Source organism: Micromonospora sp. NPDC049107 (genome assembly GCF_040648595.1).
Lineage (GTDB): Bacteria > Actinomycetota > Actinomycetes > Mycobacteriales > Micromonosporaceae > Micromonospora.
Map to the genome: position 1 here is coordinate 167,849 of NZ_JBEZEC010000011.1, position 26,102 is coordinate 193,950.

The 26,102-nt window shown below is 72.1% G+C and carries 25 protein-coding genes; 13 read left to right on the plus strand and 12 right to left on the minus strand.

Annotation, left to right across the window (positions count from 1 at the left end):
• The first annotated feature begins 196 nt into the window (after window positions 1-196).
• From tsaB to AB0B55_RS26130, 4 genes are read left to right on the plus strand one after another with little or no spacing between them, the layout of a single operon-like run.
• Window positions 197-874 (plus strand): tRNA (adenosine(37)-N6)-threonylcarbamoyltransferase complex dimerization subunit type 1 TsaB, encoded by a 678-nt coding sequence (gene tsaB, locus AB0B55_RS26115; RefSeq protein ID WP_357174420.1) that lies wholly within the window; start codon window positions 197-199, stop codon window positions 872-874.
• Entirely contained in the window at window positions 871-1,353 is a 483-nt protein-coding gene (gene rimI / locus AB0B55_RS26120) for a ribosomal protein S18-alanine N-acetyltransferase (RefSeq protein ID WP_357126357.1), read from the plus strand. The genes tsaB and rimI overlap by 4 nt, the downstream gene beginning before the upstream one ends.
• Entirely contained in the window at window positions 1,346-2,392 is a 1,047-nt protein-coding gene (tsaD, locus tag AB0B55_RS26125) for a tRNA (adenosine(37)-N6)-threonylcarbamoyltransferase complex transferase subunit TsaD (protein ID WP_357126354.1), read from the plus strand. The genes rimI and tsaD overlap by 8 nt, the downstream gene beginning before the upstream one ends.
• 14 nt (window positions 2,393-2,406) lie before the next feature.
• A complete protein-coding gene (locus tag AB0B55_RS26130; RefSeq protein ID WP_053660576.1) occupies window positions 2,407-2,661 on the plus strand; it encodes a hypothetical protein in 255 nt (84 codons plus the stop codon).
• A gap of 23 nt (window positions 2,662-2,684) precedes the next feature.
• On the opposite strand, the gene AB0B55_RS26135 is transcribed toward AB0B55_RS26130, so the two are convergent.
• From AB0B55_RS26135 to AB0B55_RS26170, 8 genes are all read right to left on the minus strand, one after another.
• A complete protein-coding gene (locus tag AB0B55_RS26135) occupies window positions 2,685-3,425 on the minus strand; it encodes a DUF4142 domain-containing protein (protein ID WP_357126351.1) in 741 nt (246 codons plus the stop codon).
• Between the two features lie 156 nt (window positions 3,426-3,581).
• A complete protein-coding gene (locus AB0B55_RS26140; RefSeq protein WP_357126348.1) occupies window positions 3,582-3,887 on the minus strand; it encodes a DUF1707 domain-containing protein in 306 nt (101 codons plus the stop codon).
• A 19-nt stretch (window positions 3,888-3,906) separates the two neighbouring features.
• Entirely contained in the window at window positions 3,907-5,088 is a 1,182-nt protein-coding gene (locus AB0B55_RS26145; protein WP_357126345.1) for an ROK family protein, read from the minus strand.
• Window positions 5,089-5,110: 22 nt separating this feature from the next.
• A complete protein-coding gene (locus tag AB0B55_RS26150) occupies window positions 5,111-6,373 on the minus strand; it encodes an ABC transporter permease (RefSeq protein ID WP_357174423.1) in 1,263 nt (420 codons plus the stop codon).
• Window positions 6,370-7,188, minus strand: coding sequence for an ATP-binding cassette domain-containing protein (locus AB0B55_RS26155; protein ID WP_357126338.1), 819 nt, complete (start codon window positions 7,186-7,188; stop codon window positions 6,370-6,372). Before AB0B55_RS26155 ends, AB0B55_RS26150 begins: the two co-directional genes overlap by 4 nt.
• A 113-nt stretch (window positions 7,189-7,301) precedes the next feature.
• Window positions 7,302-8,390, minus strand: coding sequence for a substrate-binding domain-containing protein (locus AB0B55_RS26160; RefSeq protein ID WP_357126335.1), 1,089 nt, complete (start codon window positions 8,388-8,390; stop codon window positions 7,302-7,304).
• 177 nt (window positions 8,391-8,567) lie between these two features.
• Window positions 8,568-9,047: a Cys-tRNA(Pro) deacylase gene (gene ybaK / locus AB0B55_RS26165; protein ID WP_357174426.1), complete on the minus strand. Its 480-nt coding sequence runs from the start codon at window positions 9,045-9,047 to the stop codon at window positions 8,568-8,570.
• Window positions 9,048-9,056: 9 nt separating this feature from the next.
• Window positions 9,057-10,238, minus strand: a complete 1,182-nt coding sequence (locus AB0B55_RS26170; RefSeq protein WP_357174429.1) for a methyltransferase domain-containing protein — start codon at window positions 10,236-10,238, stop codon at window positions 9,057-9,059.
• Between the two features lie 258 nt (window positions 10,239-10,496).
• On the opposite strand from AB0B55_RS26170, the gene groES reads away from it, so the two are divergent.
• The 3 genes from groES to AB0B55_RS26185 all read left to right on the plus strand — a co-directional run bounded on the left by groES (window position 10,497) and on the right by AB0B55_RS26185 (window position 14,217).
• Window positions 10,497-10,811: a co-chaperone GroES gene (gene groES, locus AB0B55_RS26175; protein ID WP_030330046.1), complete on the plus strand. Its 315-nt coding sequence runs from the start codon at window positions 10,497-10,499 to the stop codon at window positions 10,809-10,811.
• 70 nt (window positions 10,812-10,881) lie between these two features.
• The gene (gene groL, locus AB0B55_RS26180) at window positions 10,882-12,525 is read left to right on the plus strand and encodes a chaperonin GroEL (RefSeq protein WP_357126326.1); all 1,644 of its coding nucleotides are present in this window, start codon (window positions 10,882-10,884) and stop codon (window positions 12,523-12,525) included.
• 126 nt (window positions 12,526-12,651) lie between these two features.
• Window positions 12,652-14,217 carry a molybdopterin-dependent oxidoreductase gene (locus tag AB0B55_RS26185; RefSeq protein WP_357174432.1) on the plus strand — a complete coding sequence of 522 codons (1,566 nt, stop codon included), beginning with the start codon at window positions 12,652-12,654 and terminating at the stop codon, window positions 14,215-14,217.
• Between the two features lie 175 nt (window positions 14,218-14,392).
• On the opposite strand, the gene AB0B55_RS26190 is transcribed toward AB0B55_RS26185, so the two are convergent.
• Window positions 14,393-14,776, minus strand: coding sequence for a WhiB family transcriptional regulator (locus AB0B55_RS26190; protein WP_357174435.1), 384 nt, complete (start codon window positions 14,774-14,776; stop codon window positions 14,393-14,395).
• A gap of 256 nt (window positions 14,777-15,032) precedes the next feature.
• On the opposite strand from AB0B55_RS26190, the gene AB0B55_RS26195 reads away from it, so the two are divergent.
• Window positions 15,033-15,851 (plus strand): response regulator transcription factor, encoded by an 819-nt coding sequence (locus tag AB0B55_RS26195; protein ID WP_357174439.1) that lies wholly within the window; start codon window positions 15,033-15,035, stop codon window positions 15,849-15,851.
• A 167-nt stretch (window positions 15,852-16,018) separates the two neighbouring features.
• On the opposite strand, the gene AB0B55_RS26200 is transcribed toward AB0B55_RS26195, so the two are convergent.
• Window positions 16,019-16,441, minus strand: a complete 423-nt coding sequence (locus AB0B55_RS26200) for a DUF5319 domain-containing protein (RefSeq protein WP_357126313.1) — start codon at window positions 16,439-16,441, stop codon at window positions 16,019-16,021.
• Between the two features lie 186 nt (window positions 16,442-16,627).
• Between AB0B55_RS26200 and guaB the strand changes: the two genes are divergently transcribed.
• The 4 genes from guaB (at window position 16,628) to AB0B55_RS26220 (ending at window position 22,482) form a co-directional block, all read left to right on the plus strand.
• Entirely contained in the window at window positions 16,628-18,190 is a 1,563-nt protein-coding gene (gene guaB / locus AB0B55_RS26205; protein WP_357126310.1) for an IMP dehydrogenase, read from the plus strand.
• 31 nt (window positions 18,191-18,221) lie between these two features.
• A complete protein-coding gene (locus tag AB0B55_RS26210; protein WP_357126307.1) occupies window positions 18,222-19,340 on the plus strand; it encodes a GuaB3 family IMP dehydrogenase-related protein in 1,119 nt (372 codons plus the stop codon).
• Between the two features lie 151 nt (window positions 19,341-19,491).
• On the plus strand, window positions 19,492-20,913 hold the full coding sequence (locus AB0B55_RS26215) for a M1 family metallopeptidase (protein WP_357174442.1): 1,422 nt from the start codon (window positions 19,492-19,494) through the stop codon (window positions 20,911-20,913).
• Window positions 20,914-21,021: 108 nt separating this feature from the next.
• A complete protein-coding gene (locus AB0B55_RS26220) occupies window positions 21,022-22,482 on the plus strand; it encodes a M1 family metallopeptidase (protein WP_357174446.1) in 1,461 nt (486 codons plus the stop codon).
• A 48-nt stretch (window positions 22,483-22,530) separates the two neighbouring features.
• Here AB0B55_RS26220 and AB0B55_RS26225 read toward each other — a convergent pair whose 3' ends face one another.
• Entirely contained in the window at window positions 22,531-23,649 is a 1,119-nt protein-coding gene (locus AB0B55_RS26225) for an LCP family protein (RefSeq protein ID WP_357174449.1), read from the minus strand.
• Between the two features lie 146 nt (window positions 23,650-23,795).
• Here AB0B55_RS26225 and AB0B55_RS26230 point away from each other — a divergent pair, with 146 nt between their 5' ends.
• Window positions 23,796-25,493, plus strand: coding sequence for a GMC family oxidoreductase (locus tag AB0B55_RS26230; protein ID WP_357174452.1), 1,698 nt, complete (start codon window positions 23,796-23,798; stop codon window positions 25,491-25,493).
• Here the strand turns inward: AB0B55_RS26230 and AB0B55_RS26235 are convergent.
• Window positions 25,482-25,943: a GNAT family N-acetyltransferase gene (locus tag AB0B55_RS26235; protein WP_357126291.1), complete on the minus strand. Its 462-nt coding sequence runs from the start codon at window positions 25,941-25,943 to the stop codon at window positions 25,482-25,484. The genes AB0B55_RS26230 and AB0B55_RS26235 overlap by 12 nt on opposite strands.
• Window positions 25,944-26,102 lie beyond the last annotated feature (159 nt).

Sequence of the window (26,102 nt, forward strand, 5' to 3'; positions counted from 1 at the left end):
CGCGTGGCGTGGCGTGGCGGTCGGGAAGGCGCACGGCGTGGCGTGAGGGTCGGTGAGGGTCGGGAAGGCGCACGGCGGCGGGGTGGCGTGGCGACGGGTGGAGTCGCGGCGCTGCTCGTCCGCCGGTAGGCCCGGTGGTGGCCGAGGGGCGGGGCGTCACGGGCGGGCGGTGGCGGGGCCGCTAGGCTGGCTAACCGTGCTCGTACTCGTGGTGGACAGCTCGACCCCCGCGGTGACCGCAGCGTTGGTGGAGATCTCGGCGGACGGCGTCACGTCCCGGGCGCACCGGTGCACGGTCGATGCCCGCGCGCACGGTGAACTGCTCGCGCCTCAGGTGGACGCGGTCCTTGCCGACGCCGGCGCTCGCCCGCGTGACCTGGGCGCGATAGTCGCCGGGCTCGGCCCCGGGCCGTTCACCGGGCTGCGGGTCGGCCTGGTCACCGCCGCCACGATGGGGCAGGTGCTCGGCGTTCCGACGTACGGCGTCTGTTCCCTGGACGCCATCGGCCACCCGGCGGCTGCCGGCGAGCCGGTGCTGGCAGCCAGCGACGCCCGCCGCAAGGAGCTGTACTGGGCTGTCTACGACGGGGCCGGCCAGCGGGTCGTCGGGCCCGAGGTGTCCTCGCCGGCGGTGGCCGCCGCCCGCGCCCGTGAGCTGGGCGCGACGGTCGCGGTCGGCGACGGAGCACACCGGTACGCCGAGGCTCTGGACCTGCCGGTCCGGGTCGAACCGCGCTACCCGGAGGCCACCGTGCTGGCGCTGCTCGCCGCCGAGCGGATCCGGGCCGGCGCGCCCGGCGAGCGACTCACCCCGCTCTACCTGCGCCGTCCCGACGCCGTGGCGGCCACCGGCCGCAAACCGGTCCTCCCGTGACGTCGGTACGGCTGGAACGGTTCCGCTGGTGGCACGTCGACGAGGCGATGCCGATCGAGGCGGACCTGTTCGGCGCCGGGCAGTGGTCGCCCTCCATGTTCTGGAACGAGCTGGCCAACGGGCACCACTACCGGGTCGCGACCGACAGCGACGGAGCGGTGCTCGGCTACGCCGGGCTCGCCGGCGCCCCACCGGACGAGGTGTGGGTGCAGGTCATCGCCGTCCGGCGGGACGTCCAGCGACGTGGCGTCGGCCGCGTCCTGTTGGAGGAACTGCTCGCCGAGGCGAACCGTCGGGGCGCCCGCAGCACCCTGCTGGAGGTGGCCGTGGACAACGCCCCCGCCCAGCGCCTCTACGCGACGTACGGGTTCGAGCCGATCGGGGTGCGTCGCGGCTACTACCAACCGAGCAACACCGACGCGCTGGTCATGCGGCGCGACGCCGAGCCGACCGGGGACGGACCACACGACCATGGCTGACGAACCGCTGATCCTGGGCATCGAGACCTCGTGCGACGAGACCGGCGTCGGCATCGTACGCGGGCACACCCTGCTGGCTGACGCGCTCGCGTCCAGCGTCGAGGAGCACGCCCGTTTCGGGGGCGTGGTGCCGGAGGTGGCCAGCCGGGCCCACCTCGAAGCCATCGTGCCGACCATGCAGCGGGCGCTCACCGACGCTGGCGTCACCCTCGCCGACATCGACGCCATCGCGGTCACCTCCGGGCCGGGTCTGGCCGGCGCGCTGCTCGTCGGCGTCGCCGCCGCCAAGGGGTACGCCCTCGCCGCCGAGAAGCCGGTGTACGGCGTCAACCACCTCGCCGCGCACGTGGCGGTGGACACCCTGGAACACGGCCCACTGCCCGAACCGGCCATCGCCCTGCTGGTCTCCGGCGGGCACTCGTCCCTGTTGCTGGTCGACGACCTGGCCCGGGGTGTCACCCCGCTCGGCGCCACCATCGACGACGCGGCCGGTGAGGCGTTCGACAAGGTGGCCCGGCTGCTCGGGTTGCCGTTCCCGGGCGGTCCGCCCATCGACCGTGAGGCCCGGGCGGGTGACGCCGCCTCCATCGCCTTCCCGCGTGGCCTGACCGCCGCGAAGGACCTGGCGGCCCACCGGTACGACTTCTCGTTCTCCGGTCTGAAGACGGCCGTGGCCCGCTGGGTGGAGGCGCGGCAACGCGCCGGTGAGCCGGTGCCGGTCGCCGACGTGGCCGCGTCCTTCCAGGAGGCGGTCTGCGACGTGCTGACCAACAAGGCCATCGCCGCCTGCCGGGCGCAGGGCATCGACACCCTGGTGATCGGTGGGGGAGTGGCCGCGAACTCCCGGCTGCGGGCGTTGGCCGAGGAGCGGGCCGAGAAGTACGGCATCCGGGTCCGGGTGCCGCGGCCGAAGCTGTGCACCGACAACGGGGCGATGGTGGCCGCGCTCGGATCGCACCTGGTCGCCGCCGGGGTCGCGCCGAGCCGGCTGGATCTGCCGGCCGACTCGGCGCTGCCGTTGACCACGGTCAGCGTGTGACGGGGACGCCGGAGATGATCGTGCGGATGTGGGAGGCGCGCGCCGAGGCGTACGGCGTCGCCGACCTGATCACCTGGGTGTGCGACACCGCCCTGCCCGAGTTGGAGCACGACCCGCTGCACGTGTCGAGCGAGGTCTTCTCGTCCACCGACCACCGCGTCGTGGTCATCTCGAAGTGGCGCAGCAACCCGCGTCCGCTGCCCGATCCGCCCGCCCTGCTGGTGGCCCGCGCCCCGCACTCCTGGGACTTCACCCAGGTCGACCGCTGACTCCGGGCCACCTCAATCGTCGGTCAGCTCCGGCGCAGCATCCGGTAGGTGGCGATCCCGCCGGTACCGAGCGCGGCGAGGAAGACCAGCCAGACGACGGTGCTGCTCACCCCGACCTGCGGCCCCGCGTTCGCCCCGGCGGCGGCGAGCAGACCGTCCTTGCCGGGCGCGGGCAGCGCGGCCGGCGGCAGTTCGGGCCAGCGGACCAGTCCGGTGGACTCCAGCATCTGCATGTGGTGCTGTACGAAGGCGTTGGCGTCCTCGCAGAGCTTGCGGACGGTGGCGTCGCGGGTGCTGGCCCGTACCGCGCCGATCACCGGGAAGATCTTGCCGTGGGCCACCCGGAGCCGGGTCACGAAGATCTGGTCGAACCGAGCGCCGGACGCGTTCTGCATCTCGGCCAGCCAGCCCTTCTGTTCGGCCGTCGGCTCGGTGGGGATGGACGCGCCGAGCTTGTTGGCGGCGTCCACGACGAGCTGGTCGAGCTTCTGGTGCTCGCCGGCGATGCCGGCCCCGATCTCCCGTACCTTCGGCGACTGTCCCTTCTCGGCGGCCATCTGGCCGGCCGGCATCTCCCACAGCCCGGCCAGGCGCACCCCGTTGAGCAGCGTCATGTCGGCGGCGTTGAGCTGCTGCCCACCCGCGGGGGCGGCGATGGCCACGCCCGGCAGGACACCGACCCCCGCGATGATCGCGATGAGCAACATCGCCGCGCGGTGCGTCCGGTTGCCCGGCCGGCGACGGGCCAATCTGAGCGGTGCCATGTCTGCGGTGCCTCCTCGGTCCGGACCGAAACGCGTCTGGACCGGGCAGCCGCACCCTGCCGGCCGCCCGTCCGCCCACTGGTACGGACTGATCGTCCGATCAGTTCATCCGCTCGGGCCGTGGAAATGCGGAGCCCGTCGGGCGTGCCACACGGATCAGCGGGTGACGGCCAGGAAGCCACCGAGCAGCAGCAGGGTGAGCGCGGCGACGGCGAAGAGCACCAGCAGCTCCCGGCGGCCGTGCCCGATCCCGTCGTCGCCCTTCGCCGCGGCTGCGGGATCGGGCAGGGCGGGCAGGTCCCGGGTCAGCGTGGCGAGGTCGCCGAGGGTGCGGGAGGTCCACACCGCGCCGACCCGTTCGGAGAACTCGTCCAGGGTGAGTCGGCCCACCGTGGTGTGCCGGTGCAGCTCGGCGACCACCCGGTGACGGTCGTCGTCGGAGGCGCGCAACTCGACGTCCACGCCGGACAGCGTACGCGGGTCAGCCCACGTCGAGGGGGTCGGCGAGCAGTCGTTCGAAGGCCAGCTCGGCGGCCCCGATCAGGGGTGCGTCCTCGCCCAGCGTCGGCGTACGCAGCCGGACGTGCTCCAGGCACGCGCCGAGTGCGTTCGAGTTGAGCCGGCTGCGGATCTGGGCCGCCGCCGCGAGGTAGAGGTCGCGCATGGTGCCGCCGAAGATGACCATCTCGGGGTTGAAGACGTTGACCAGGTTGGCGACCCCGAAGCCGAGCCAGTCACCCGCCTGGCGTACCGCCGTCTGGGCGCGGGCGTCCCCCCGGTCGGCGGCGTCGAAGACGGCCAGCAGGGCGTCGCGTCCCCGCGCATCGGAGCGTCCGGCGGCGCGCAGCAGGCCGTGCTCGCCGATCTCGGTCTCCCAGCAACCCCGGGCGCCGCACTCGCAGGGCCTGCCGTCGCGCACCACCTTCATGTGGCCGACCTCGCCGCCGTACCCGCCGTGTCCGGTGAGCCGACGCCCACCGGCGATGATCCCGGCGCCGACGCCGACGTCGCCGTACAGGTAGATGACGTTGTCGCAGCCGGCCGCGACGCCCCTGGTGTGCTCGGCGAACGCCGCCACGTCGGCCACGTTGCCGACCGTGACCGGCACGTCCAGGCCCATCTCGGCCCCGAGCGCCGCGCCGATCGGCTCGTCCACCCAGCCGGTGGTGGGGCCGAGCCGCACCAGGCCGTCCTCCCGGCGGACCATGCCGCAGACCGCGACGCCGGTGCCGACGCAGATCGCGCCGCCCGGGACCGCCTGCTGCATCTCCTTGACGGCGCCGGCCAGCATCGGCGCGGCCTCCGCGGCCAGCAGGCCACGCGGGCGATCCAGCTCGCGGCGGTCCAGCACCGCGCCGCCCAGACCGACCCGCGCGGCCCGCAGCCGGTCCACCTCCACGGAGTACGCGTACGCGTACACCCGGGCCGACTCGGGCCGGACGACAATGGACGGTCGTCCGGCCCGGCCGGTCTCCTTCGGCGTTCCCTCACTGACCAGCCCGACGCCGGCCAGGTCGGCGGTGAGCGCGCCGATGGTGCTCCGGTTCAACCCCAGTGCCGTGGTGAGTTCGGCACGGGTGGTCGGCCCGTGGACGTGCACGTACCGCAGCAGGGCCCCGAGGTTCTGCCGGCGAACCTCTTCCTGGCTAGGTGCCGGGCGCATGCTGGTGCTACCTCCCGCGCGGTCAGCGGGAGCCGGTGGCTGCCGCGCGGCGGCGGGAGAGGGCGTCGACGCTGGCGGCGAGCAGCAGCACGACGCCGGTCACCACGTACTTGACTCCCGCGCTGTACCCCATCAGGCCCATTCCGTTTTCGATGACCGCGACCACCGCGCCTCCCAGCACGGCATCGAATACCCGGCCCTTGCCGCCGAAGAGGCTGGTGCCGCCGATCACCGCCGCGCCGACCGCGTAGAGCAGTACGTTACTGCCCCCCGTGTTCGGGTCGACCGAGTTGGCCCGGCTGGCGGCCACGATGCCACCGACGGCGGCCATGGACGAGCAGATCACGAAGACGGAGATCCGGATCCGGTCGACTCCGATGCCGGCCCGGCGGGCCGCTTCCCGGTTGCCGCCGACGGCGTAGATGTGCCGGCCGTAGCTGGTGCGTTGGAGCACGAAGGTCCAGATGACCAGCAGCACCGCGATGATCGGCACCACGATCGGCACACCCTTGAGCGAGACGATGAGGACGTTGCGGCTGCGCTCCAGGTTGAGCACGTACACGGCGGTGCCGAGGATGACGGCGAGCCCGCCGATCCGCAGCGCCACCACCGCGATCGGGTCGGTGATCAGGCCGCGGGCCGCCCGGTTGCGGTGGCGTAGCAGTTGCACCGCCGCGTAGCCGACGACGGCGACGGCGGTCAGCGCCCAGCCCAGCGCGGGGGCGAGGTTGCGGTTGGCGATGGCGACCAGCACCTCGTCGCGGACGGAGATGTTGGTGCCCTCCTGCACGAGCAGCAACACGACGCCCTGGAAGGCGAGGAAGCCGGCGAGAGTGACCACGAAGGACGGAATGCCGATCTTCGCGACGAGCATGCCGAGCGTGGTGCCGATGATGACACCGGTGGCGATGGCGGCGAGGACGGCGACCCACCAGGGGTAGCCGAGCACGGTGACCACGTTTGCCAGTACCGCCGCGCAGACACCGCTGGCGAAGCCGGCGGAGAGGTCGATCTCGCCGAGCAGCAGCACGAAGACCAGGCCCATCGCGATCAGCGTGACCGCCGCGCCCTGGGTGAAGAGGTTGGCGAAGTTGCCGGCCGACAGGAACGACGACGGCCGCATGACCGCGAAGACGGTGCAGAGCACGATCAGGCCGAGCACGGCTGGTAGCGCGCCGACGTCGCCACCGCGTACCCGGCTCACGTAGTTGCGGACGTGGCTCCCGACGGTCGGCGGCGGTGTGACGGCCGCCGGGCCGTCCTTGCGCACGGCGGTGGTGGTCATCGGACGCCTCCTGAGATCGAGTCGGCCGGCTGCGGGCCGTCGCCGTTGCCGCCCGGGTCGGTGGCGAGGCCGAGGCCGCCCGAGCGCCCGGCGGTGATCAACTCAACCACCTGGGCGTGAGTGATGTCGGTGGTCTTCACCTGGGCGACCATCTGGCCGAGGTACAGCGCGGCGATCCGGTCGGAGACGGCGAAGACGTCGTTCATGTTGTGCGAGATGAGCACCACGGCCAGGCCGTTGTCGGCGAGGCGGCGGACGAGTTCGAGGACCTGGGCGGTCTGTGCCACGCCCAGGGCTGCGGTCGGCTCGTCCAGGATGACGAGCTTGCTGTTCCACAGCACCGCCTTGGCGATGGCCACGGTCTGGCGCTGACCGCCGGAGAGGCTGGAGACGTGCTGGCGAAGCGAGGTGACGGTGCGGATGGAGAGCCCCGCCAGGGTCTCGGCGGCGAGCTGTTCCATGGTCGGCTCGTCCAGGACGATGCCGCTGTGCTTCTCCCGGCCGAGGAACATGTTCTGCACGATGTCCAGGTTGTCGCAGAGCGCGAGGTCCTGGTAGACGACCTCGATGCCGAGCGTTGCGGCGTCGCGGGGACTGCCGATGTGCACCTGTTCGCCGTTGAACAGGACCTCACCGGCGTCGGTGGGGTAGATGCCGCTGATGCACTTCACCAGGGTCGACTTGCCGGCGCCGTTGTCGCCGACAAGTGCGGTCACTTCGCCCGGGTGGACGCTCAGGGCGACGTCGCGGAGCACCTGGACGGGACCGAAGCTCTTGTCGATCCCGCGGAGTTCCAGCAGGGGAGTCGCGGACACGGGGTCTCCTTCTTAAGGGAGGGTCGGGGCCCGTCCGGCGGGCGCCGCCCGGCACGGGAGGGTGCTCCCGTGCCGGGCGGCGATGGTCGTCCCGGCGGGTACTGCGGCGTCGGTCAGCTGATGCCGGCTTCGGCGCAGAACTTGGCGTACGCCGCGGTGCAGACCTGCTCCTTGGTCGCGTAGCCGTCGGCGATGACGTCCTTGACGTTGTCCTTGTAGATGGCCTTCGGGGTGAGCAGCACCGAGGGGACGTCGCGGTCACCGTCCTTCACCGACTGGCCGGTGTCCTTCTTCTCGCCCTTGGCCAGCGCGATGGCCAGGTCCGCGGCGGCCTTGGCCTCTTCCCGGACTGCCTTGTAGACGGTCATGCACTGGTCACCGGCGAGGATGTTCTGCAGGCCCTCCACGCTGGCGTCCTGCCCGGTCACCGGCACCTTGCCGTTGATTTTGTTCTTCTTCAGGATCGAGATGGCGGCGTTGCCGAGAGTGTCGTTGGCGGCCAGCACGCCGTCGATCTTGCCCTTGGTCGCGGTGAGCTGCTGCTCGAAGATGGTCGCGGCGGTGGGGCCGTCCCAGCCCGGCACGGCGTCGTCCGGGCCCTTGGTGTATTCCTTGGAGTCGAACTTCGGCTTGAGCACCGAGTCGTAGCCGGCCTTGAACAGGGTGGCGTTGTTGTCGGTGGGCGAGCCGTTCAGGTACGACACGACAGGGTTCTTGGCGCCCTTCTCGGTCAGGCACTTCGACAGGCCCTCGCCCTGGAGCTTGCCGACGACCTCGTTGTCGAAGCTGACGTAGTACTGGGCCGAGCCGCCGAGGGTGAGCCGGTCGTAGTCGATGGTGGCGACGCCCTGCGACTTGGCCTTGTCGAGCACGGCCTTGCCGGTGCCGGAGTCCAGGTTGACGATCATCAGGGCGGTGACGCCGCCGGTGATCATCTGGTCGGCGATCGTCTGGAAGGCGGCCTTGTCGTTCTGGGCGTTCTGGATGTCGGACTGGACGCCGGCGGCCTTGAACGCCTCCTCCAGGAAGCGACGGTCCGCCGTCTCCCAGCGGGGGGAGGACTTGCTGTCCGGAAGGATCACGCCGATCTTGGGAGTCTTCTTGGAGTCGGCCGAGCCGTTGCCGGAGTCGTCGCCGCAGGCGGTCAAACCGCCGGTCGCGAGCAGGCCCACGGCGGCGATGGTGAGGATCCCCTTACGCATGTGCAGGGTCCTTTCGGAGGTGGGGGAGGTGTTGTTTTGTTGTGTCCGGCAACGTATTCCGCGTCATACTGGAACCACAAGACCACGCAGGTCCCAAGTTTGTTGGAAGCGATAACAATTCAGCAACGCGACTGTTACTCGCCGAACATCCCCCGAAAAGGGCGATGTAACGACAGGTCAGCGCGCCTGCAACGGCGCGCTGTGGGCCCCGGTGAGCGCCACCAGGTCCACCGCCGCCAGTTCGAGTTGCAGCCCGCGCCGACCAGCGGAGACATAGATCGTCGGCAGGTCCAGCGCGGAGTCGTCGAGCACGGTGGGCAGTCGCCGCCGCTGCCCGAGTGGGCTGATTCCGCCTCGCACGTAGCCGGTGGCCCGCTCGGCGACCGTCCGCTCGGCGAGCGCCGCCCGCTTGCCGCCGACCGCCGCCGCGAGCGCCTTGAGGTCCAGCTCACCGGTCACCGGTACGACCGCCACGGTGAGGACGCCGTCCACCTCGGTCACCAGCGACTTGAACACCCGCTCCGGCGCCACGCCGAGGGCCGCCGCCACCAGGGCGCCGTAGTTCGGAGCGTCGGGTGCCACCCGGTACGGGTGGGTGCGGTGCGCGATCCCGCGCTTGGCCAGTAGTGCCGTTGCCGGAGTGCCCTGTCCCGCCACGCCCCGAACCTAATCCACCGGCCGGCCGATCAGCACGGTCGGCGCTCCGGCGACCCGGGTCAGCACCAGGCTCGCCGCCTGGTCGCCGGCCAGGCGCAGGTCCCGCCGCAACTGCTCCGGCGTCAGCGCCGAACCCCGCTTGAGGATCTCCACCCGACCCACCCGACGCTCGCGCAGCAATGCCCGCAGGCGCTTGAGCGAGAACGGCAGCACGTCGGTGATCTCCAGACAGCGCGCGTACGGGGTGCGGGTCGGCTGGTCGGCGTAGAGGTACGCGATGCTCGGGTCGGCAAGGGTGGCGTCCAGCTCCGCGGCCAGCTCGGCGACGAGGTGCGCCCGGACCACCGCCGGGTCCGGGTCGTACAGGTAGCGGCGCGGGGGTCCGACCGGCGCCTCCGTGTCGCCCGAGCCGGTGAGCTGGTGGATCTCCCTCCGGTACACGCTGGCGCGGCGGGGCACCTCGGCCAGTTCGCCGCACCAGAGCGCCGCCTCGACCAGGTCGCCGTCCACGCCGACCCACTCCGCCTCCGCGCCAGCCGGGATGAGCGCGTGATCCAGGCCCGGCGCCACCTTCACCACCGTGCGGGGCACCCGCTCGGCGAGGCCGGTGACGAAGTCCCAGGGCGGCGAGTAGGCGCGCGGGTCGAAGATCCGTCGGCCGGTGCCGGTGGCCCGTCGGGCCGGGTCGCAGAAGACGCCGTCCACCCGCGACACGTCGAACGCGGTCGCGTCGCCGCACTCGACCGTGAACAGGTCGGCCAGCCCGGCGGCGGCGGCGTTGGCGGCGGCCATCGCCGCGGTCACCGGGTCGGCCTCGACCCCGTACACCCGGATGCCGGCACGGGCGGCGGCCAGCGCGTCCGCGCCGAGGCCGCACCCGAGATCGGCCAGGGTGCGCACGCCGGCCGCGTGCAGCCGGGCGGCCCGCCGGTCGGCGACCACCCGGCGGGTGGCCTGTTCCAGGCCGGGGCGGGTGAGGAACATCCCGGCGGCGGCCGGGCCGAACTTGCCCACCGCCCGGTGGCGCAGCTCGGCCTGGGTGAGGGCCGCCGCCGCCAGCGTCGGCGGCACCCCGGCCGCGCGGAGCGCCGACGCCGCGGCCAGTGGATCGCCGCCGGCCAGCTCGGCCGCCGCCGTGAGGGCGGCCGACCCCTCGGGGGTACGCAGTGCCGCCAACTGATCGAGATCCACCTGCCCATTCTCCCGACCGAGGGGAAAATACCGCTGGCGGGGCGCGACGCGCTGGCACTCTCCTTGACGGAGTGCTAGCCACGGAATAACCTGCGATTAGCACTCTCACCCTGAGGGTGCCAGCTTCCGGGTCTCGCGACCCGGGTGCGCACGCCAGGCGGACCGGCACCCGCGACGACGGCCCCGCCCGGTGGCATGAGGCAGATTGACGCTGGTCAGCCCCGCTGGCCGGCAACGAAACCAGTACCCCAGGAGGGTATGCCCGTGACTACCGCGACCAAGGTTGCGATCAAGCCGCTCGAGGACCGCATCGTGGTCCAGGCGAACGAGGCTGAGACCACCACGGCGTCGGGCATCGTGATCCCCGACACCGCCAAGGAGAAGCCGCAGGAGGGCACCGTCCTCGCTGTCGGTCCGGGGCGCGTCGACGACAACGGCAACCGGGTTCCGGTTGACGTGCAGGTCGGCGACACCGTCCTCTACTCGAAGTACGGCGGCACCGAGGTCAAGTACGCCGGCGAGGAGTACCTGGTGCTCTCCGCCCGCGACGTCCTCGCGGTCATCGAGAAGTAAGCAACCGATCAGTGTCGCTGCCCCGGTCCGGCTCGCCGGGCCGGGGCAGCGGCGCTTCGAAGGGACATTCATGGCGAAGATCCTCAGCTTCTCGGACGACGCCCGACACCTGCTGGAGCACGGTGTCAACGCCCTCGCTGACGCGGTCAAGGTCACCCTCGGCCCGCGCGGGCGCAACGTCGTCCTGGACAAGAAGTTCGGTGCGCCGACGATCACCAACGATGGCGTGACCATCGCGAAGGAGATCGAGCTCACCAACCCCTACGAGAACCTCGGCGCGCAGCTGGTCAAGGAGGTGGCGACCAAGACCAACGACGTCGCCGGCGACGGGACCACCACCGCGACCGTGCTGGCGCAGGCGATGGTCCGTGAGGGCCTGCGCAACGTGACCGCCGGGACCAACCCGGCCGGCCTCAAGCGGGGCATCGACGCGGCGGCCGCCAAGGTCTCCGAGGCGCTGCTCGGCAAGGCCGTCGAGGTCGCCGGCAAGGAGTCGATCGCGAACGTGGCGACGATCTCCGCGCAGGACGCCACCATCGGCGAGCTGATCGCCGAGGCGATGGAGCGGGTCGGCCGCGACGGTGTCATCACCGTCGAGGAGGGCTCGATGCTCACCACCGAGCTGGACGTGACCGAGGGTCTCCAGTTCGACAAGGGCTTCATCTCGCCGAACTTCGTCACCGACCTGGAGGGTCAGGAGTCCGTCCTCGAGGACGCGTACATCCTGGTCACCACCCAGAAGATCTCGGCGATCGAGGAGTTGCTGCCGCTGCTGGAGAAGGTCCTGCAGAACAGCAAGCCCCTGCTGATCATCGCCGAGGACGTGGACGGCCAGGCGCTCTCCACCCTGGTGGTCAACTCGCTGCGCAAGACCCTCAAGGTCTGCGCGGTCAAGGCCCCGGGCTTCGGCGACCGGCGCAAGGCCATGCTCCAGGACATCGCGATCTCCACGGGCGCCGAGCTGGTCGCCCCGGAGCTGGGCTACAAGCTCGACCAGGTCGGCCTGGAGGTGCTCGGCACCGCCCGGCGCGTCGTGGTCGACAAGGAGAACACCACGATCGTCGACGGCGGCGGCCAGAAGACCGAGGTCGACGACCGGGTGGCCCAGATCCGCAAGGAGATCGAGGCCTCCGACTCCGACTGGGACCGGGAGAAGCTGGCCGAGCGGCTGGCCAAGCTCTCCGGCGGCATCGCCGTGATCAAGGTGGGTGCGGCGACCGAGGTCGAGATGAAGGAGCGCAAGCACCGCATCGAGGACGCGATCGCGGCGACCAAGGCCGCGGTCGAGGAGGGCACCGTGCCCGGCGGCGGCGCCGCCCTGGTGCAGATCCTCCCCGTGCTCGACGACGACCTGGGCTTCACCGGCGAGGAGAAGGTCGGCGTCTCGATCGTGCGCAAGGCGCTGGTCGAGCCGCTGCGCTGGATCGCGCAGAACGCCGGCCACGACGGCTACGTCGTGACCCAGAAGGTCGCCGGCATGCAGTGGGGCAACGGCCTCGACGCGGCCACCGGCGAGTACGGCGACCTGGTCAAGTCCGGCATCATCGACCCGGTGAAGGTGACCCGCAACGCCGTCACCAACGCCGCGTCGATCGCCGGCCTGCTACTCACCACGGAGAGCCTCGTGGTGGAGAAGCCGGAGCAGCCCGAGCCGGCCGCCGCCGGTGGCGGGCACGGCCACGGCCACGGCCACCAGCACGGCCCGGGCTTCTGACCCGGTAGCGACACCCGTTCCGGGGCACACCGCCGTACGGCGGTGTGCCCCGGTTTCGTCCGGGCGAGCATTACCAAGCGATGACGTCGTTGGCGATCGGCCGAGATGATCGCGCACACTGGGCCGATGAGCACGACGTCGCGGCGGTACGCCGCGCTGGCCGGAGTCACCGCCGCCGCCGTCGCGATCGGCACCGCGGAGCCGGTGGCGGTGCTGACCGGCCCCCGGTCGGCGCCACTGGTCGCGGTCGGCGGGGTGGTCGTCGACGCCGTTCCCGAGCCGCTCAAGCAGTTCGCCATCGACGTCTTCGGCACCGCCGACAAGATCGCCCTGCTGACCGGAACGGCCCTGCTGCTGGGTGGGTTCGCGGCCCTGTTCGGAATGCTGGCGATCCGGCGGCTGGCCCTGGGCCTGGCCGGTATCGCGGCGTTCGGCGCCGTCGGTGTGGCCGCCGCGCTGACCCGCCCCGGCGCGGACGTCTTCGACGCGCTGCCGTCGCTGGTCGGCGGCGGGCTCGGCGCCCTGGTGCTCTGGCTGTTCATCGCCGGCCCGTTCGAGCTGGAACCCTGGCCGTGGGACCCACCCACGCCGGTGACGCCGGCCGCGCCGGTCGAGGGTGTCGACCCGGAGTCGCGCCGACGGTTCCTCACCGGCACCGGAGTGCTGCTCGGTACGGCGGCCGTGGCCGGTCTCGGCGGCCGTTGGCTGGCCGGGCGGCGGGGCGTCTCGGCCGCCCGGGACGCGATCCGGCTCCCCGCCCCGGCCGTCCCCGCGCCGGCCGTGCCCGCGGGAGCGGACCTGTCCCTGGCTCAGCTCGCGCCGTACGTCACCCCGAACTCCGGGTTCTACCGGATCGACACCGCCCTGGTGGTGCCGCAGGTGAACCCGGACACCTGGCGGCTGCGCATTCACGGCCGGGTGGGTACCGAGCGCACCTACAGCTACGCGGACCTGCTGGCCCGGCCGCTGGTCGAGCGGTACGTCACGCTGGCCTGCGTCTCCAACGAGGTCGGCGGGGACCTGATCGGCAACGCGCGCTGGCTCGGCGTACCGCTGCGGGAACTGCTGGACGAGGCCCAGCCGGACGAGGACGCCGACCAGGTCGTCGGCCGGTCGGTCGACGGCTGGACCTGCGGCACCCCCACCGCCGCCCTGCGCGACGGGCGGGACGCGCTGCTGGCGATCGGCATGAACGGCGAACCGCTGCCGGTCCAGCACGGCTTCCCGGTGCGGATGGTGGTGCCCGGTCTCTACGGCTACGTGTCGGCCTGCAAGTGGGTGACCGAGCTGGAGTTGACGCGCTTCGCCGACTTCGACGCGTACTGGGTGCCACGCGGTTGGTCGGCCCAGGGGCCGATCAAGACCCAGTCGCGGATCGACGCGCCACGACGGCGCAACAAGCTGACCGCCGGCCCGGTGACGGTGGCCGGTGTGGCCTGGGCGCAGCACCGGGGCATCAGCCGGGTCGAGGTACGCGTCGACGACGGCCCCTGGCAGGAGGCGGCGCTGGCCCCGACGGTGTCGGTGGACACCTGGGTCCAGTGGTCCTGGCGCTGGGACGCCACGCCGGGCGAGCACCGCCTTCAGGTCCGGGCCACGGACGCGACCGGCGAGACCCAGACCGAGCGCACCCAGAGCGTCGCCCCCGACGGCGCCACCGGCTGGCACACCGTCCCGGTAAACGTCCACTAACCCCACCCACCCCCACCCCTCGGCCCGGTGATCATGAGGTTGTTGCCACCCTGACGGCGTGTCGGGGGCAATAACTTCATGATCACCAGGGTCGGGGTTGGGTGGGGTGGGTACGCGGGAACCGCGCTCCCGCTGGGCGGGGGCGCGGTTCGCGGTGTCGGGGTGGTGTGTGGGGTCAGGCGACGTTGCGCTGGGCGGGGACCGTCGACTTGTGCGGGCGACCCAGGCGCGCCTCCAGGCGGGCCACGTCGACCCGGACCTGCCGGCGGTCCGCCAGGTCCTCCCAGCCGACGGCGAGCAGGCGCAGCCGCTCCGACTCGCTGAAGCCGCCCCACACGCCGTACGGCTCGCGGACCGACAGCGCGTGTGCGGCGCACTCGGCGCGGACCGGGCAGGCGCGGCAGACCGACTTGGCCGAGGACTCCCGCCGCAGCCGCGAGGATCCGCGCTCCCCGTCCGGGTGGAAGAACTGCGCGCTGTCCCGGCCCCGGCAGGCACCGAGCCGCTGCCAGTCCCAGAGGTCGACGATGGGTCCGGGCAGTCTACGTACGTTCGACATCAGCACCCCTCCTCCCGCGCGGCACCGCGAGAATGCTTGTGGCCGGCTTCCGGGCGGCGGGCCGCGCAGGCGCACCGTTCCCGGCCTGGACCCCCCGGTACCCGGGTCGTTGCCGGCTCACACTTCTGTGATCGAAAACCCCCGACAACTTGCGGCTTTTGCCCCATCTGTCGGAAAAGTTCAGATGATTGCCGGGAACCTCCTCCCCAGCCGACCTCGTCATGGTCTGCTCGTGTGCGGAGAGGAGACCATCACAGTGCGTACCGTTCTTGTGTGCGTTCGGACACCGCTCGCGGCTCAGCACCTCACTTCTGCTGCCGCGCGGCTGGGTCTGTCCGCGATCGTTCGTACCGCCGTCTCCGATCCCGAGGTGATGCTGCGACTGGCCGAACGACCGGCCGACGTGGTTCTGGCCGACACGGCCCTCACCCGGCCGGACAGCGCGGGCTTCGTCCGTCGGGTGCTGGCCCGCGCGCCGCAGGCCGCGGTCGTGCTGCTCGGCACCGAGGAATCCGAGGCGGCGGCCGCCACCATCAGCGCCGGCGCCCGTGGGCTGATCCAGAACGCCGACCACGACCTCACCAGCGCGGTGGCGAAGGCCCTGCTCCTGCTGACCGCGCCCGGCCGGGCCTCCCGGCAGCGGGTCACCGACCCGGCGCGGGATGCGGCGGCGGTCGGCGGCTCGGCCCGTTCCACTCCGTCGGTACGCGGCGCCGCAGAGCCCGGCTGGACCGCCGCGACCGGCGACGGGCCGGCGGGCGTCGCCTCGGTACCCGTGCAGCGGGGCGACGACGAGGTCGAGGCGGCGACCGACGGGACCGCCACCGGGCAGTCCGACGCCATCCGGCCCGGCGCGGGCGTTCGTGGCGGCCGGTCGTCGATAGGGCTCACCGAACGGGAACTCCAGGTGCTGCTGGGCATGGCCGAGGGCAAGAGCAACGCGGAGATCGGCCGGGAACTGTTCGTCTCGGAGGACACCGTCAAGACACACGCGCGCCGGCTGTTCCGCAAGCTCGGCGCCCGGGACCGCGCCCACGCGGTCGCCGCCGGCTTCCGGGCCGGCCTGGTCTCCTGACGCCGCAGCCCGCCGCAGCCCGCCGCGACCCGCCGCAGCCCGCCGCGACCCGCTCAAGATCGTGCTCGAACCGGAAAGTAGTGGCCTCCCGGCGCGGCGGGGCCACTACTTCCTTGTTCCAGCACGATCTTGAGCGGTCTCCGGGAGCGCCCGGGGCTGGCGGAACCTCAGTCGGTGGGGGCGGCGCCCGGGTCCGGCTCGTCCTCGGTGCCCTCGGTCAGGGTGTCGTGCACCCCGTCGGCGTACCCACGGGCGTAGTCCCAGGTCACGTAGTGGTCCGGATCCGGGTCGTACGCCGGCTCGTGCACGCGGGGCCGCCCCGAGTTGAGCAGGTGCCGCAGGTTGCCCCGCAGCAGGTCCCAGTCGAAGTAGTGCGGCTCCCGGCAGTCCTCGCATTCGATGACCAGCCCGCGCACCCCGATGGGCGCCAGCAGGGCCTGGTAGATCTCCAGATCGGCGAGGTCCTCCAGCACGTCCTGTCGCTCGACGTCGGTCAGTGGATCCGGCGTCGCGTCGTCGCCCGGATCGTCCAGCCCCGCGGTCGGGTCGGCCGGGTCGCCGTTGAACGGGTCGATGGGCTCGTCGTGCACCCCCTCACCGTAGACCCAACGCGGCGGGAACGTCCGCCCCCGGGCACCGCGCCGAGGCAACCGCCGCCGATCCAGGTCGCGCAGGTCACTGGGTACGATGGGACGACGTGCCGGCACCGTGGCGTGTTCCGGTGCCCGCCCGCGCCACCTCGCTGAAGCCCATCCGAGCAGCTCAGGGGAGCAATCGTGGAAAATTCGCCCAGCACCGATCTTCCGGCCGGCGTCGAGCACGCCGACCTGGGCGGCCACCTGCCCGAGCTGCCCGCCGGCTCGGCCCGGGTCGTTCCGCTCGGGCTCACCTTCGACGACGTGCTGCTCCAGCCGGGCGAGTCGGACGTGGTGCCCAGCCGGGTCAACACCCGGACGAAGCTCACCCGCAACGTCGAACTGACCGTCCCGCTGCTCTCCAGCGCCATGGACACGGTCACCGAGGCGCGGATGGCGATCGCCATGGCCCGCCAGGGTGGCATCGGCGTGCTGCACCGCAACCTGTCCCTGGAGGACCAGGCGCTCCAGGTCGACCTGGTGAAGCGCTCCGAGTCCGGCATGATCACCAACCCGGTGACCGCCAGCCCGGACGACACGCTGCGCGAGGTCGACGAGCTGTGCGGGCGGTACCGCATCTCCGGCGTTCCGGTGGTGGACGGCAACGGCCAGTTGGTCGGCATCGTGACCAACCGCGACATGCGCTTCGTCACCGAGCCGGACACCCCGGTCCGCGAGATCATGACCCGGACTCCGCTGGTCACCGCCCGGGTCGGGGTGAGCAAGGACGACGCGCTGGCGCTGCTGCGCCAGCACAAGGTCGAGAAGCTGCCGATCGTGGACGACTCCGGCCGGCTGCGCGGCCTGATCACGGTGAAGGACTTCACCAAGAGCGAGCAGTACCCGAACGCCACCAAGGACGACGCCGGCCGGCTGCGGGTGGCCGCCGCCGTGGGTGTGGGCGAGGACGCGTACAAGCGGGCGCGCACGCTGGTCGACGCCGGTGTCGACGTGCTGATCGTGGACACGGCGCACGGGCACCAGCGGGCCGTGCTGGACATGGTCCGCCGGCTCAAGAAGGACGTGACGATCGACATCGTGGGCGGCAACGTGGCCACGTACGCCGGCGCGAGGGCGCTGGTCGAGGCCGGCGCCGACGGCATCAAGGTGGGTGTGGGCCCGGGCGCGATCTGCACCACCCGGATCGTCGCCGGCGTCGGCGTCCCGCAGATCACCGCGATCATGGAGGCGGCCCGTGCCGCCCGCCCGGCCGGCGTGCCGGTGATCGGTGACGGTGGCATCCAGTACTCGGGCGACATCGCCAAGGCCCTGGTCGCCGGCGCGGACACGGTGATGCTCGGCAGCCTGCTGGCCGGCTGCGAGGAGAGCCCCGGCGAGCTGATCTTCATCAACGGCAAGCAGTACAAGGCGTACCGCGGGATGGGCTCGCTCGGCGCGATGCAGTCCCGGGGGCAGGCCAAGTCGTACTCCAAGGACCGGTACTTCCAGCAGGACGTTCTCGCCGAGGACAAGCTGGTCCCCGAGGGCGTCGAGGGCCAGGTGCCCTACCGGGGCCCGCTGTCCGCGGTCGCCCACCAGCTCATCGGCGGGCTGCGGGCCGCCATGGGGTACGTCGGCGCGGAGAGCATCCCCGAGCTGCACCGGCGCGGCCAGCTGATCCGGATCACCGCGGCCGGGCTCAAGGAGAGCCACCCGCACGACATCCAGATGACCGTCGAGGCGCCCAACTACCACTCCCGCTGACCCCACCACCCCCAACCACCTGGAGTCCCCCATGCGTGACGTGGTCGAGATCGGGCTGGGCAAGACCGCGCAGCGCGGCTACCACCTGGACGACATCGCCATCGTGCCGAGCCGCCGGACCCGGGACGTCGACGACGTCTCGACCGCGTGGCAGCTCGACGCGTACCCGTTCGGCATCCCCTGTGTCGGGCACCCCTCGGACGCCACGATGAGTCCGTCGTCGGCGGTCCGGTTGGGCCAGCTCGGCGGTCTCGGCGTGCTCAACGTCGAGGGTCTGTGGACCCGCTACGAAAACCCGACGAAGGTGCTGGACGAGCTGGCCGGCCTGGACGAGGACGCCCGTGCCACCAAGCGACTCCAGGAGGTCTACGCGGAGCCGATCCGTCCCGACCTGATCGCCGAGCGGGTGCGCGAGCTGCGTGCCGGCGGCGGCACGGTGGCGGTGCGGGTCTCCCCGCAGCACACCCTCGCGCTGGCGCCGGTGATCCTGGACGCCGGGGTGGACATCCTGGTCATCCAGGGCACCATCGTCTCGGCCGAGCACGTGTCGACGACCGACGAGCCGCTGAACCTCAAGGAGTTCATCGCCGACCTCGACCTGCCGGTGATCGTCGGCGGCTGCACGGACTACAAGACGGCGCTGCACCTGATGCGGACCGGCGCGGCCGGCGTGATCGTGGGTATCGGCGGCGACGAGTGGTCGACGACCGAGTCGGTGCTGGGCATCCGGGTGCCGATGGCCACCGCCATCGCGGACGCCGCGGCGGCCCGTCGTGACTACCTGGACGAGACCGGTGGCCGGTACGTGCACCTGATCGCCGATGGTGACATCCAGACCTCCGGTGACATCGCCAAGGCGCTCGGCTGCGGCGCGGACGCGGTGATGCTCGGTGAGCCGCTGTCGCTCTGCGACGAGGCCCCCGCCGGTGGCGCCTGGTGGCACTCGGCGGCCAGCCACCCGTCGCTGCCCCGGGGCGCCTTCGAGGTGTCCGGTGACCCGATCGGCTCAATGGAGCAGCTGCTCTTCGGGCCGGCGGACGAGGCGGACGGCCAGCTCAACCTGTTCGGTGGGCTGCGTCGGGCCATGGCCAAGTGCGGCTACCGCGACCTCAAGGAGTTCCAGAAGGTCGGGCTGGTCCTCGACCGCTGATCGCTCGCGTCGCCGAAGGGCCGGCTCCGCCACCGGGCGGGGCCGGCCCTTCGCCGTCACCGTCGACGCCCTCGCCGTCGATTCGGGCATCCGTCGGCGGGTCGGTGGCTACGCTCGGTCCTGACCCCGGGTGGCGCGGAAGGAGTGGTGCATGGTCCGGAGCGGACTGACGCCGCCGCGCCGTCGGCTGGTCGCCACTCTCACGGCTCTGAGCTGCGCCGTCGTGCTGACCACGGCCGGCTGCACGGGCGACGACGACGGCTTCCGGCCCGGTGCGGTGGACGCCGGTGACCCGTACGTGCCGGGCCGGGGTAACGGGGGCTACGACGTCACGCACTACGGGCTGGACGTCCGCTACGACCCGAGGACGGACCGGCTCACCGGTCGGGCCACCATCACGGCGACCGCCACCCAGAAGCTGTCCCGGTTCAACCTGGACCTGGTCGGCCTGAACGTCGACGGGGTCACCGTCGCCGGCAAGCGCGCCCAGCACCGACGCGACGACGGCGAGCTGGTGGTGACCCCACGCGCCGGGCTCGCGCGCGGTCGGTCGTTCACGGTGACTGTCGACTACGCGGGCGTGCCCACCCCCGTCGACGACGGCGTGCTGGGCAGCGGCGGTTTCCTGCACACCGCCGACGGGGCCATCGCGCTCGGGCAGCCCGAATCGGCGGCCACCTGGTTCCCGGTCAACGACCACCCGTCGGACAAGGCCAGCTACGACATCGCGGTGACCGTCCCGGACGGACTGTCCGCGTTGAGCAACGGGGTGCCCGGCCCCCGGAGCAGCGCCGACGGGTGGACGACCTGGCGCTGGTCGGAGCGCACCCCGATGGCCAGCTACCTGAGCACCCTCGTGATCGGGAACTACCGGGTGGTCTCCGGCACCCACGCCGGAAGGCCGCTGGTCACCGCGGTCGCGGCGAGCCTGCCGGCGAACGGTGGCGCGGCCGGCTCGGTGGCCCGCACCGGGGAGATAGTCGACTTCCTGGCCAGCCGCTTCGGTCCGTACCCCTTCGACTCGTACGGCGGGATCGTGGTCGCCGACGAGCGGATCGGGTACGCGTTGGAGACGCAGTCCCGGCCGGTCTACGGGCCGGCCTTCTTCACCGGCGACCACCCGAACCCCGGGGTGGTGGCGCACGAGCTGGCCCACCAGTGGTTCGGCGACAGCGTGTCCCTGCGCAGGTGGAGCGACATCTGGCTCAACGAGGGCTTCGCCAGTTACGCCGAGTGGCTGTGGGAGGAGCACGACGGCGGCCGGACCGCGCAGCGCAACTTCGAGCTGCAGTACGCGTCGACCGACTGGTCGGAGCCGTCGGTCGAGCCGGGCCGGGAGCGGATGTTCGGCACCGCCGTCTACAAGCGCGGCGCGCTCGCCGTGCACGCGCTGCGCCGGACGGTCGGTGACGACACCTTCTTCCGCATCCTGCGCACCTGGACGTCGGAGCGGGCGTCCGGCACCGCCACCACCTCGGACTTCGTGGCGCTGGCCGAGCGGGTGGCCGACCGGCAGCTCCGGCCGCTCTTCGACGCCTGGCTGGTGGGCGGCGCGGCACCGACCCTGCCGTGACGGCCTCGTGATCATCTATCGATAGGCTGCCGCCTGCGATCGGGCAGGAGCGCCGGTCGCGCGGGGGTGGCGCGGCCCTCCCGCACCGGGTGTACGGGGAGGTTCGTGATGCGGGGTAGGCGGCACAGGCTGCGGGCGGGCGTCGGTCTGTTGGTGACCGGGGCGCTCGTGTTGTCCGGATGCGACTCGTCCACACCGGATGCGGCACCGCCGTCGCCGAGCGCGTCCCCGACGCCATCGCGGACCTTCACTCCGGGTGCGGCCGGAGTCGGCGACGCCTACTTCCCCAGCTACGGCAACGGCGGGTACGACGTCGGGAAGTACACCGTCAAGGTGCGCTACGACCCGGCGAAGGACCGGTTGACGGGTACGACCACCGTGCAGGCCACGGCGACGGCGGACCTGTCGACCTTCAACCTCGACCTGGCGGGCCTGACGGTCAAGACGGTCACCGTGGACGCCGCGCCGGCCACCCACACCCGGAACAAGAACGAGCTGGTCATCACGCCGGCGGCCGGCCTCATCACGGGCAACGGATTCGTGGTGGAGATCGCGTACGAGGGTGTGCCGAAGCCGCTGAAGAACGAACTGCTCGGCGAGGGCGGTTTCCTGCACACCGCCGACGGCGCCATCGCCCTGGGTCAGCCCGAGTCGGCGAGCACCTGGTTCCCGGTCAACGACCATCCGTCGGACAAGGCGGCGTACGACTTCGAGATCACCGTCCCGCAGGGCATCACCGCGGTCAGCAACGGCGTGCCGGGCGGTAGCACCACCACGGATGGCTGGACCACCTGGAAGTGGTCGGAGAAGTCGCCGATGGCCAGCTACCTGAGCAACGTGGTGATCGGCAAGTTCCGGATCACCACGGGCCAGCACAAGGGCAAGCCGGTGTACAGCGCGGTCACCACGAAGGTGGCCAAGGGCGCCTCCGACGCGTCGATCGCGAAGACCGTCAAGGTGGCCGACTACCTGGAGACGGTCTTCGGGCCGTACCCGTTCGACGCGTACGGCGGCGTGGTGGTCTCGGACAGCCGGATCGCGTACGCGCTGGAGACGCAGAGCCGCCCGGTCTACTCGGCGGGCTTCTTCCGGCGGGGCGAGAACACCGAGGTGGTCGCCCACGAGCTGGCCCACCAGTGGTTCGGCGACAGCGTGGCGCTGGCCAAGTGGGAGGACATCTGGCTCAACGAGGGCTTCGCGACGTACGCGGAGTGGCTGTGGGCGGAGCACACCAAGGAGTACACCGCCAAGCAGGCCTTCGACATCCGGTACCAGCGGGTGCCCGCCACGGTGTGGAAGACCCCGCCGGGCAAGCCGGGCGTGAAGGACCTGTTCAGCGAGTCGGTCTACCAGCGCGGCGGAATGACCCTGCACGCGCTGCGGGTGGCCGTCGGTGACAAGGCGTTCTTCGAGATCGTCAAGACGTGGGCGGCGGAGAAGCGCAACGGTGTCGCCACCACCGCCGAGTTCGTGGCCCTCGCCGAGCGGATCTCCGGCAAGCAGCTCGACGCGCTCTTCGACGCGTGGCTGTACGGCGCAAAGAAGCCCGCCCAACCCAAGAAGCTCTGACCCCGCCCACGCCCCCGCCCGCCCCACCGGGCGGGGCGGGGGCCGGGCTCAGTTCTTGACCACCAGTTTGGGGTGGGCCTTCAGGTACGCGTCGGCGCGACCGGCCCGGAGTTCGGTGATGAACGTCCGCCCCTCACTGGTGAGCTGTTCGCCCCGGTAGGCGCTGCCCTTGCCGACGCCGGAGCCGGGCAGCCCGACCAGGGTGAACTGGTTCTCCGGCACCCCGCTGAGGGCGTACGCCAGGTCGACGATCCGGTCGCCGCCCACGTACACCAGGGTGTCGCCCAGGGCGGCGACCACCTGGTCGACCCGCTCGGGCTGCCGGGCCAGGCCCTCGTCGAGGATCTTGCGGGTCAGGGCCTTGACGAGTTGCTGCTGGTGACGCTGGCGGGCGTAGTCGCCGCCGGTGATGTAGCGCTGCCGGGCGTAGTCCAGTGCCTGCCAGCCATTGAGGTGCTGTTCGCCCTTCTCGTAGACCTTCTGCGGGCCGGTGTAGCCGCCGGGGGCGCTGTCCCGGTACTTGCCGTCCGGCTTGCGGTGCAGGGACGCGACCCGCTGGTCGACGTAGATGTCCACCCCGCCGAGGGCGTTCACCAGCTTGTCGAACCCGCCGAAGGTGAGCACGGCGCCCGCGTCGATCCGCAGCCCGGTGTAGCCGCTCACCGTGCTGCGCAGCAGCTCGTACCCCTGGGCCGTGCTCGGCTGCTTGGGCTTGCCCGGCACCCGGCTGCCGAAGCTCATCGAGTGGGTGAGCTTGGTCTTGCCGCCCTTGTAGCCGGCCTTGGGGAACGGCGGGATGTCCACCAGCAGGTCGCGGGGGAGCGAGAAGAGGTACGCCCGGCCCAGGCCCTTCGGCACGTGCAGCACCAGGACGGCGTCGGAGTGCGGCTCCCAGCCCGGCACGCTGACCCGGGTGTCCACGCCGACCAGCAGCAGCGTCAACGGGCCGCTGATGTTCGCGCCCGGCGGCGGGCCGGTCGGGCTCGGGGTGGGTGGGGCGGCCGGCGACGGACTCGGCGAGCCGGCCAGCGGGGTGCTGGCGGCCTTGTCGTCGCCGCTCAGCCGCATGATCACCGTCGTTCCGCCGACGACCAACGCCACGACGGCGAGCGCCGCCAGCCCGAGCAGCAGCCAGCGTCGGCGCGGCTCCATCGACCCCAGGATCATCGTGTGCTTCCTTCCACCCGTATCCGGAACAACGCTCCGACGGGTGCTCCGGGTTGCGGCCGGGAGGCGACGGGTCGGTCGGCCGGTGCATGATCGCGCGAAAACGGGCGCTGGCGCGAGCGCTACTCGCGAGTAATGATGCGTCCATGCGGTACGACGTGGTCGTCATCGGGTCCGGCTTCGGCGGCGGCGTCACCGCCCTGCGGCTGGCGGAGAAGGGCTATTCGGTCGGTGTCGTCGAGGCGGGCCGCCGCTTCGCCGACGACGAGTTCCCGCAGACGTCGTGGCGTCTGCGCCGGTTCCTCTGGGCGCCGAAGCTGGGCTGCTACGGCATCCAGCGGCTCACCCTGCTCCGCTCGGCCGCCGGCCGGTCCGGCGGCGGCGTGCTGGTGCTCTCCGGAGCGGGGGTGGGCGGCGGGTCACTGGTCTACGCGAACACCCTCTACGAGCCGCTCGACGCCTTCTACCGCGATCCACAGTGGCGCGACGTCACGGACTGGCGAGACGAGTTGGCCCGCCACTACGACCAGGCGAAGCGGATGCTCGGCGTCACCACGTACCCCGTCCACACGGGCGCGGACCGCGCCATGCGGGCGGTGGCCGACCGGATGGGGGTGGGGCACACCTTCCACGCCACCCCGGTCGGCGTGCACATCGGTCGTCCGGGTGAACGCGTCGCCGACCCCTACTTCGGTGGCGTCGGCCCGCAGCGCACCGGCTGTCTGCACTGCGGCTCGTGCATGACCGGCTGCCGGCACGGCGCCAAGAACACGTTGGCCAAGAACTACCTCTGGCTCGCCGAGCGGCTGGGCGCCACCGTGCACCCGCTGACCACGGTGACGGCCGTCCGGCCGGCCGCCGGTGGCGGGTACGAGGTGCACACCGAGCGCACCGGGGCGTGGTTGCGCCGACGGCGGCAGGTCATCCACGCCGACCAGGTGGTCTTCGCGGCCGGGGCGCTCGGCACGCAGCGGCTGCTGCACGAGATGAAGGCCACCGGGGCGTTGCCGCGCCTGTCGGACCGGCTGGGCGCGTTGACCCGGACCAACTCCGAGGCGATCCTCGGCGCGTCGATCCCCCGGCGACGGGCCCGACGGGAGCGGACCGACTTCACCGAGGGGGTGGCGATCACCAGTTCGTTCCACCCCGATCCGCAGACCCATATCGAACCGGTCCGCTACGGCCGCGGCTCGAACGCCATGGGCCTGCTCCAGTCGCTGCTGGTCGACGGCGGGCCGCACCGGGTCCGGCGCTGGCTGGGCAGCATCGTCCGGCAGCCGCGCCTGGCCGCGCGGATGCTGACCGTGCGCGGCTGGTCGGAGCGGACGGTGATCGCCCTGGTGATGCAGTCGGTGGACAACTCGTTGACCACCCGCTGGCGGCGCGGTCGGTGGGGCCGCCGCCTGGTCGCGGGGCCGGGGCACGGCACCCCGAGCCCGACGTGGATCCCGGCCGGCAACACCGCCACCCGACTGCTCGCCGAGGAGATCGGCGGTACGCCCGGCGGCTCGCTCACCGAGCCGTTCGACATCCCGGTCACCGCGCACATTCTGGGCGGGGCGGTGATCGGCGCCACCCCGGCCGACGGGGTGGTCGACCCCTGGCACCGGGTGTACGGCCATCCGGGCCTGCACGTGGTCGACGGCGCGGCCGTCTCCGCCAACCTCGGGGTCAACCCGTCGCTGACGATCACCGCGCAGGCGGAGCGGGCGATGTCCTTCTGGCCCAACCGGGGCGACGAGGACCCCCGGCCCCCACTCGGAGATCCGTACCGACGGCTGCCGGCCGTACCCCCGCGCACGCCGGCCGTGCCCGCGGACGCCCCGGCCGCCCTACGCCCCTGACAGGGGCCGGCGGAGGATGTGGTTGACGCCGAACACGGTGTCGCTGACGCGGACGTCGGTGTAGCCGAGCCGGTGGTAGAACCCGTGCCCGGTGTGGCTGGCGCCCGTTTCCATGAACGCGTGCCCCTCGGCCCGGGCCAGCTCCTCGACGTGCCGCATCAACCGGCGGCCGACGCCGCGGCCGTGCGCGTCCGGGTCGACGAACATGGTGTAGACCTTGTTGCCGTCGCGGGACACCGTGCCGACCGGGCGTCCGTCCTGCTCGGCGACGTAGATCCGCCGCTCGGCACTGAGGTCGCGGAACCGGTCGGCGGTGAAGTGGTCGCACATCCGGTCGATCAGCTCGGCCGGGTAGTCACGGCTGTTCACCTCCCGCAGGCAGCGGACGACCAGGGCCGACAGCGCCTCGCCGTCCTCGGGGCGGAACGCTCGGATGGTCAGCTCGGTCATCGGCACGCCTCCGTCCGGTCCGCACGGGGATCGTCGCGCACCGTATCGGGACGCGGGACGCCGTCGCCACCCCGCCGGACATCACGGGGCATACCGCCGACGGTGCGGCCGCCGCGCCGAGTGCGTGGGGCGCGGGTCGGGCCGGGGGTGACTGTCGGT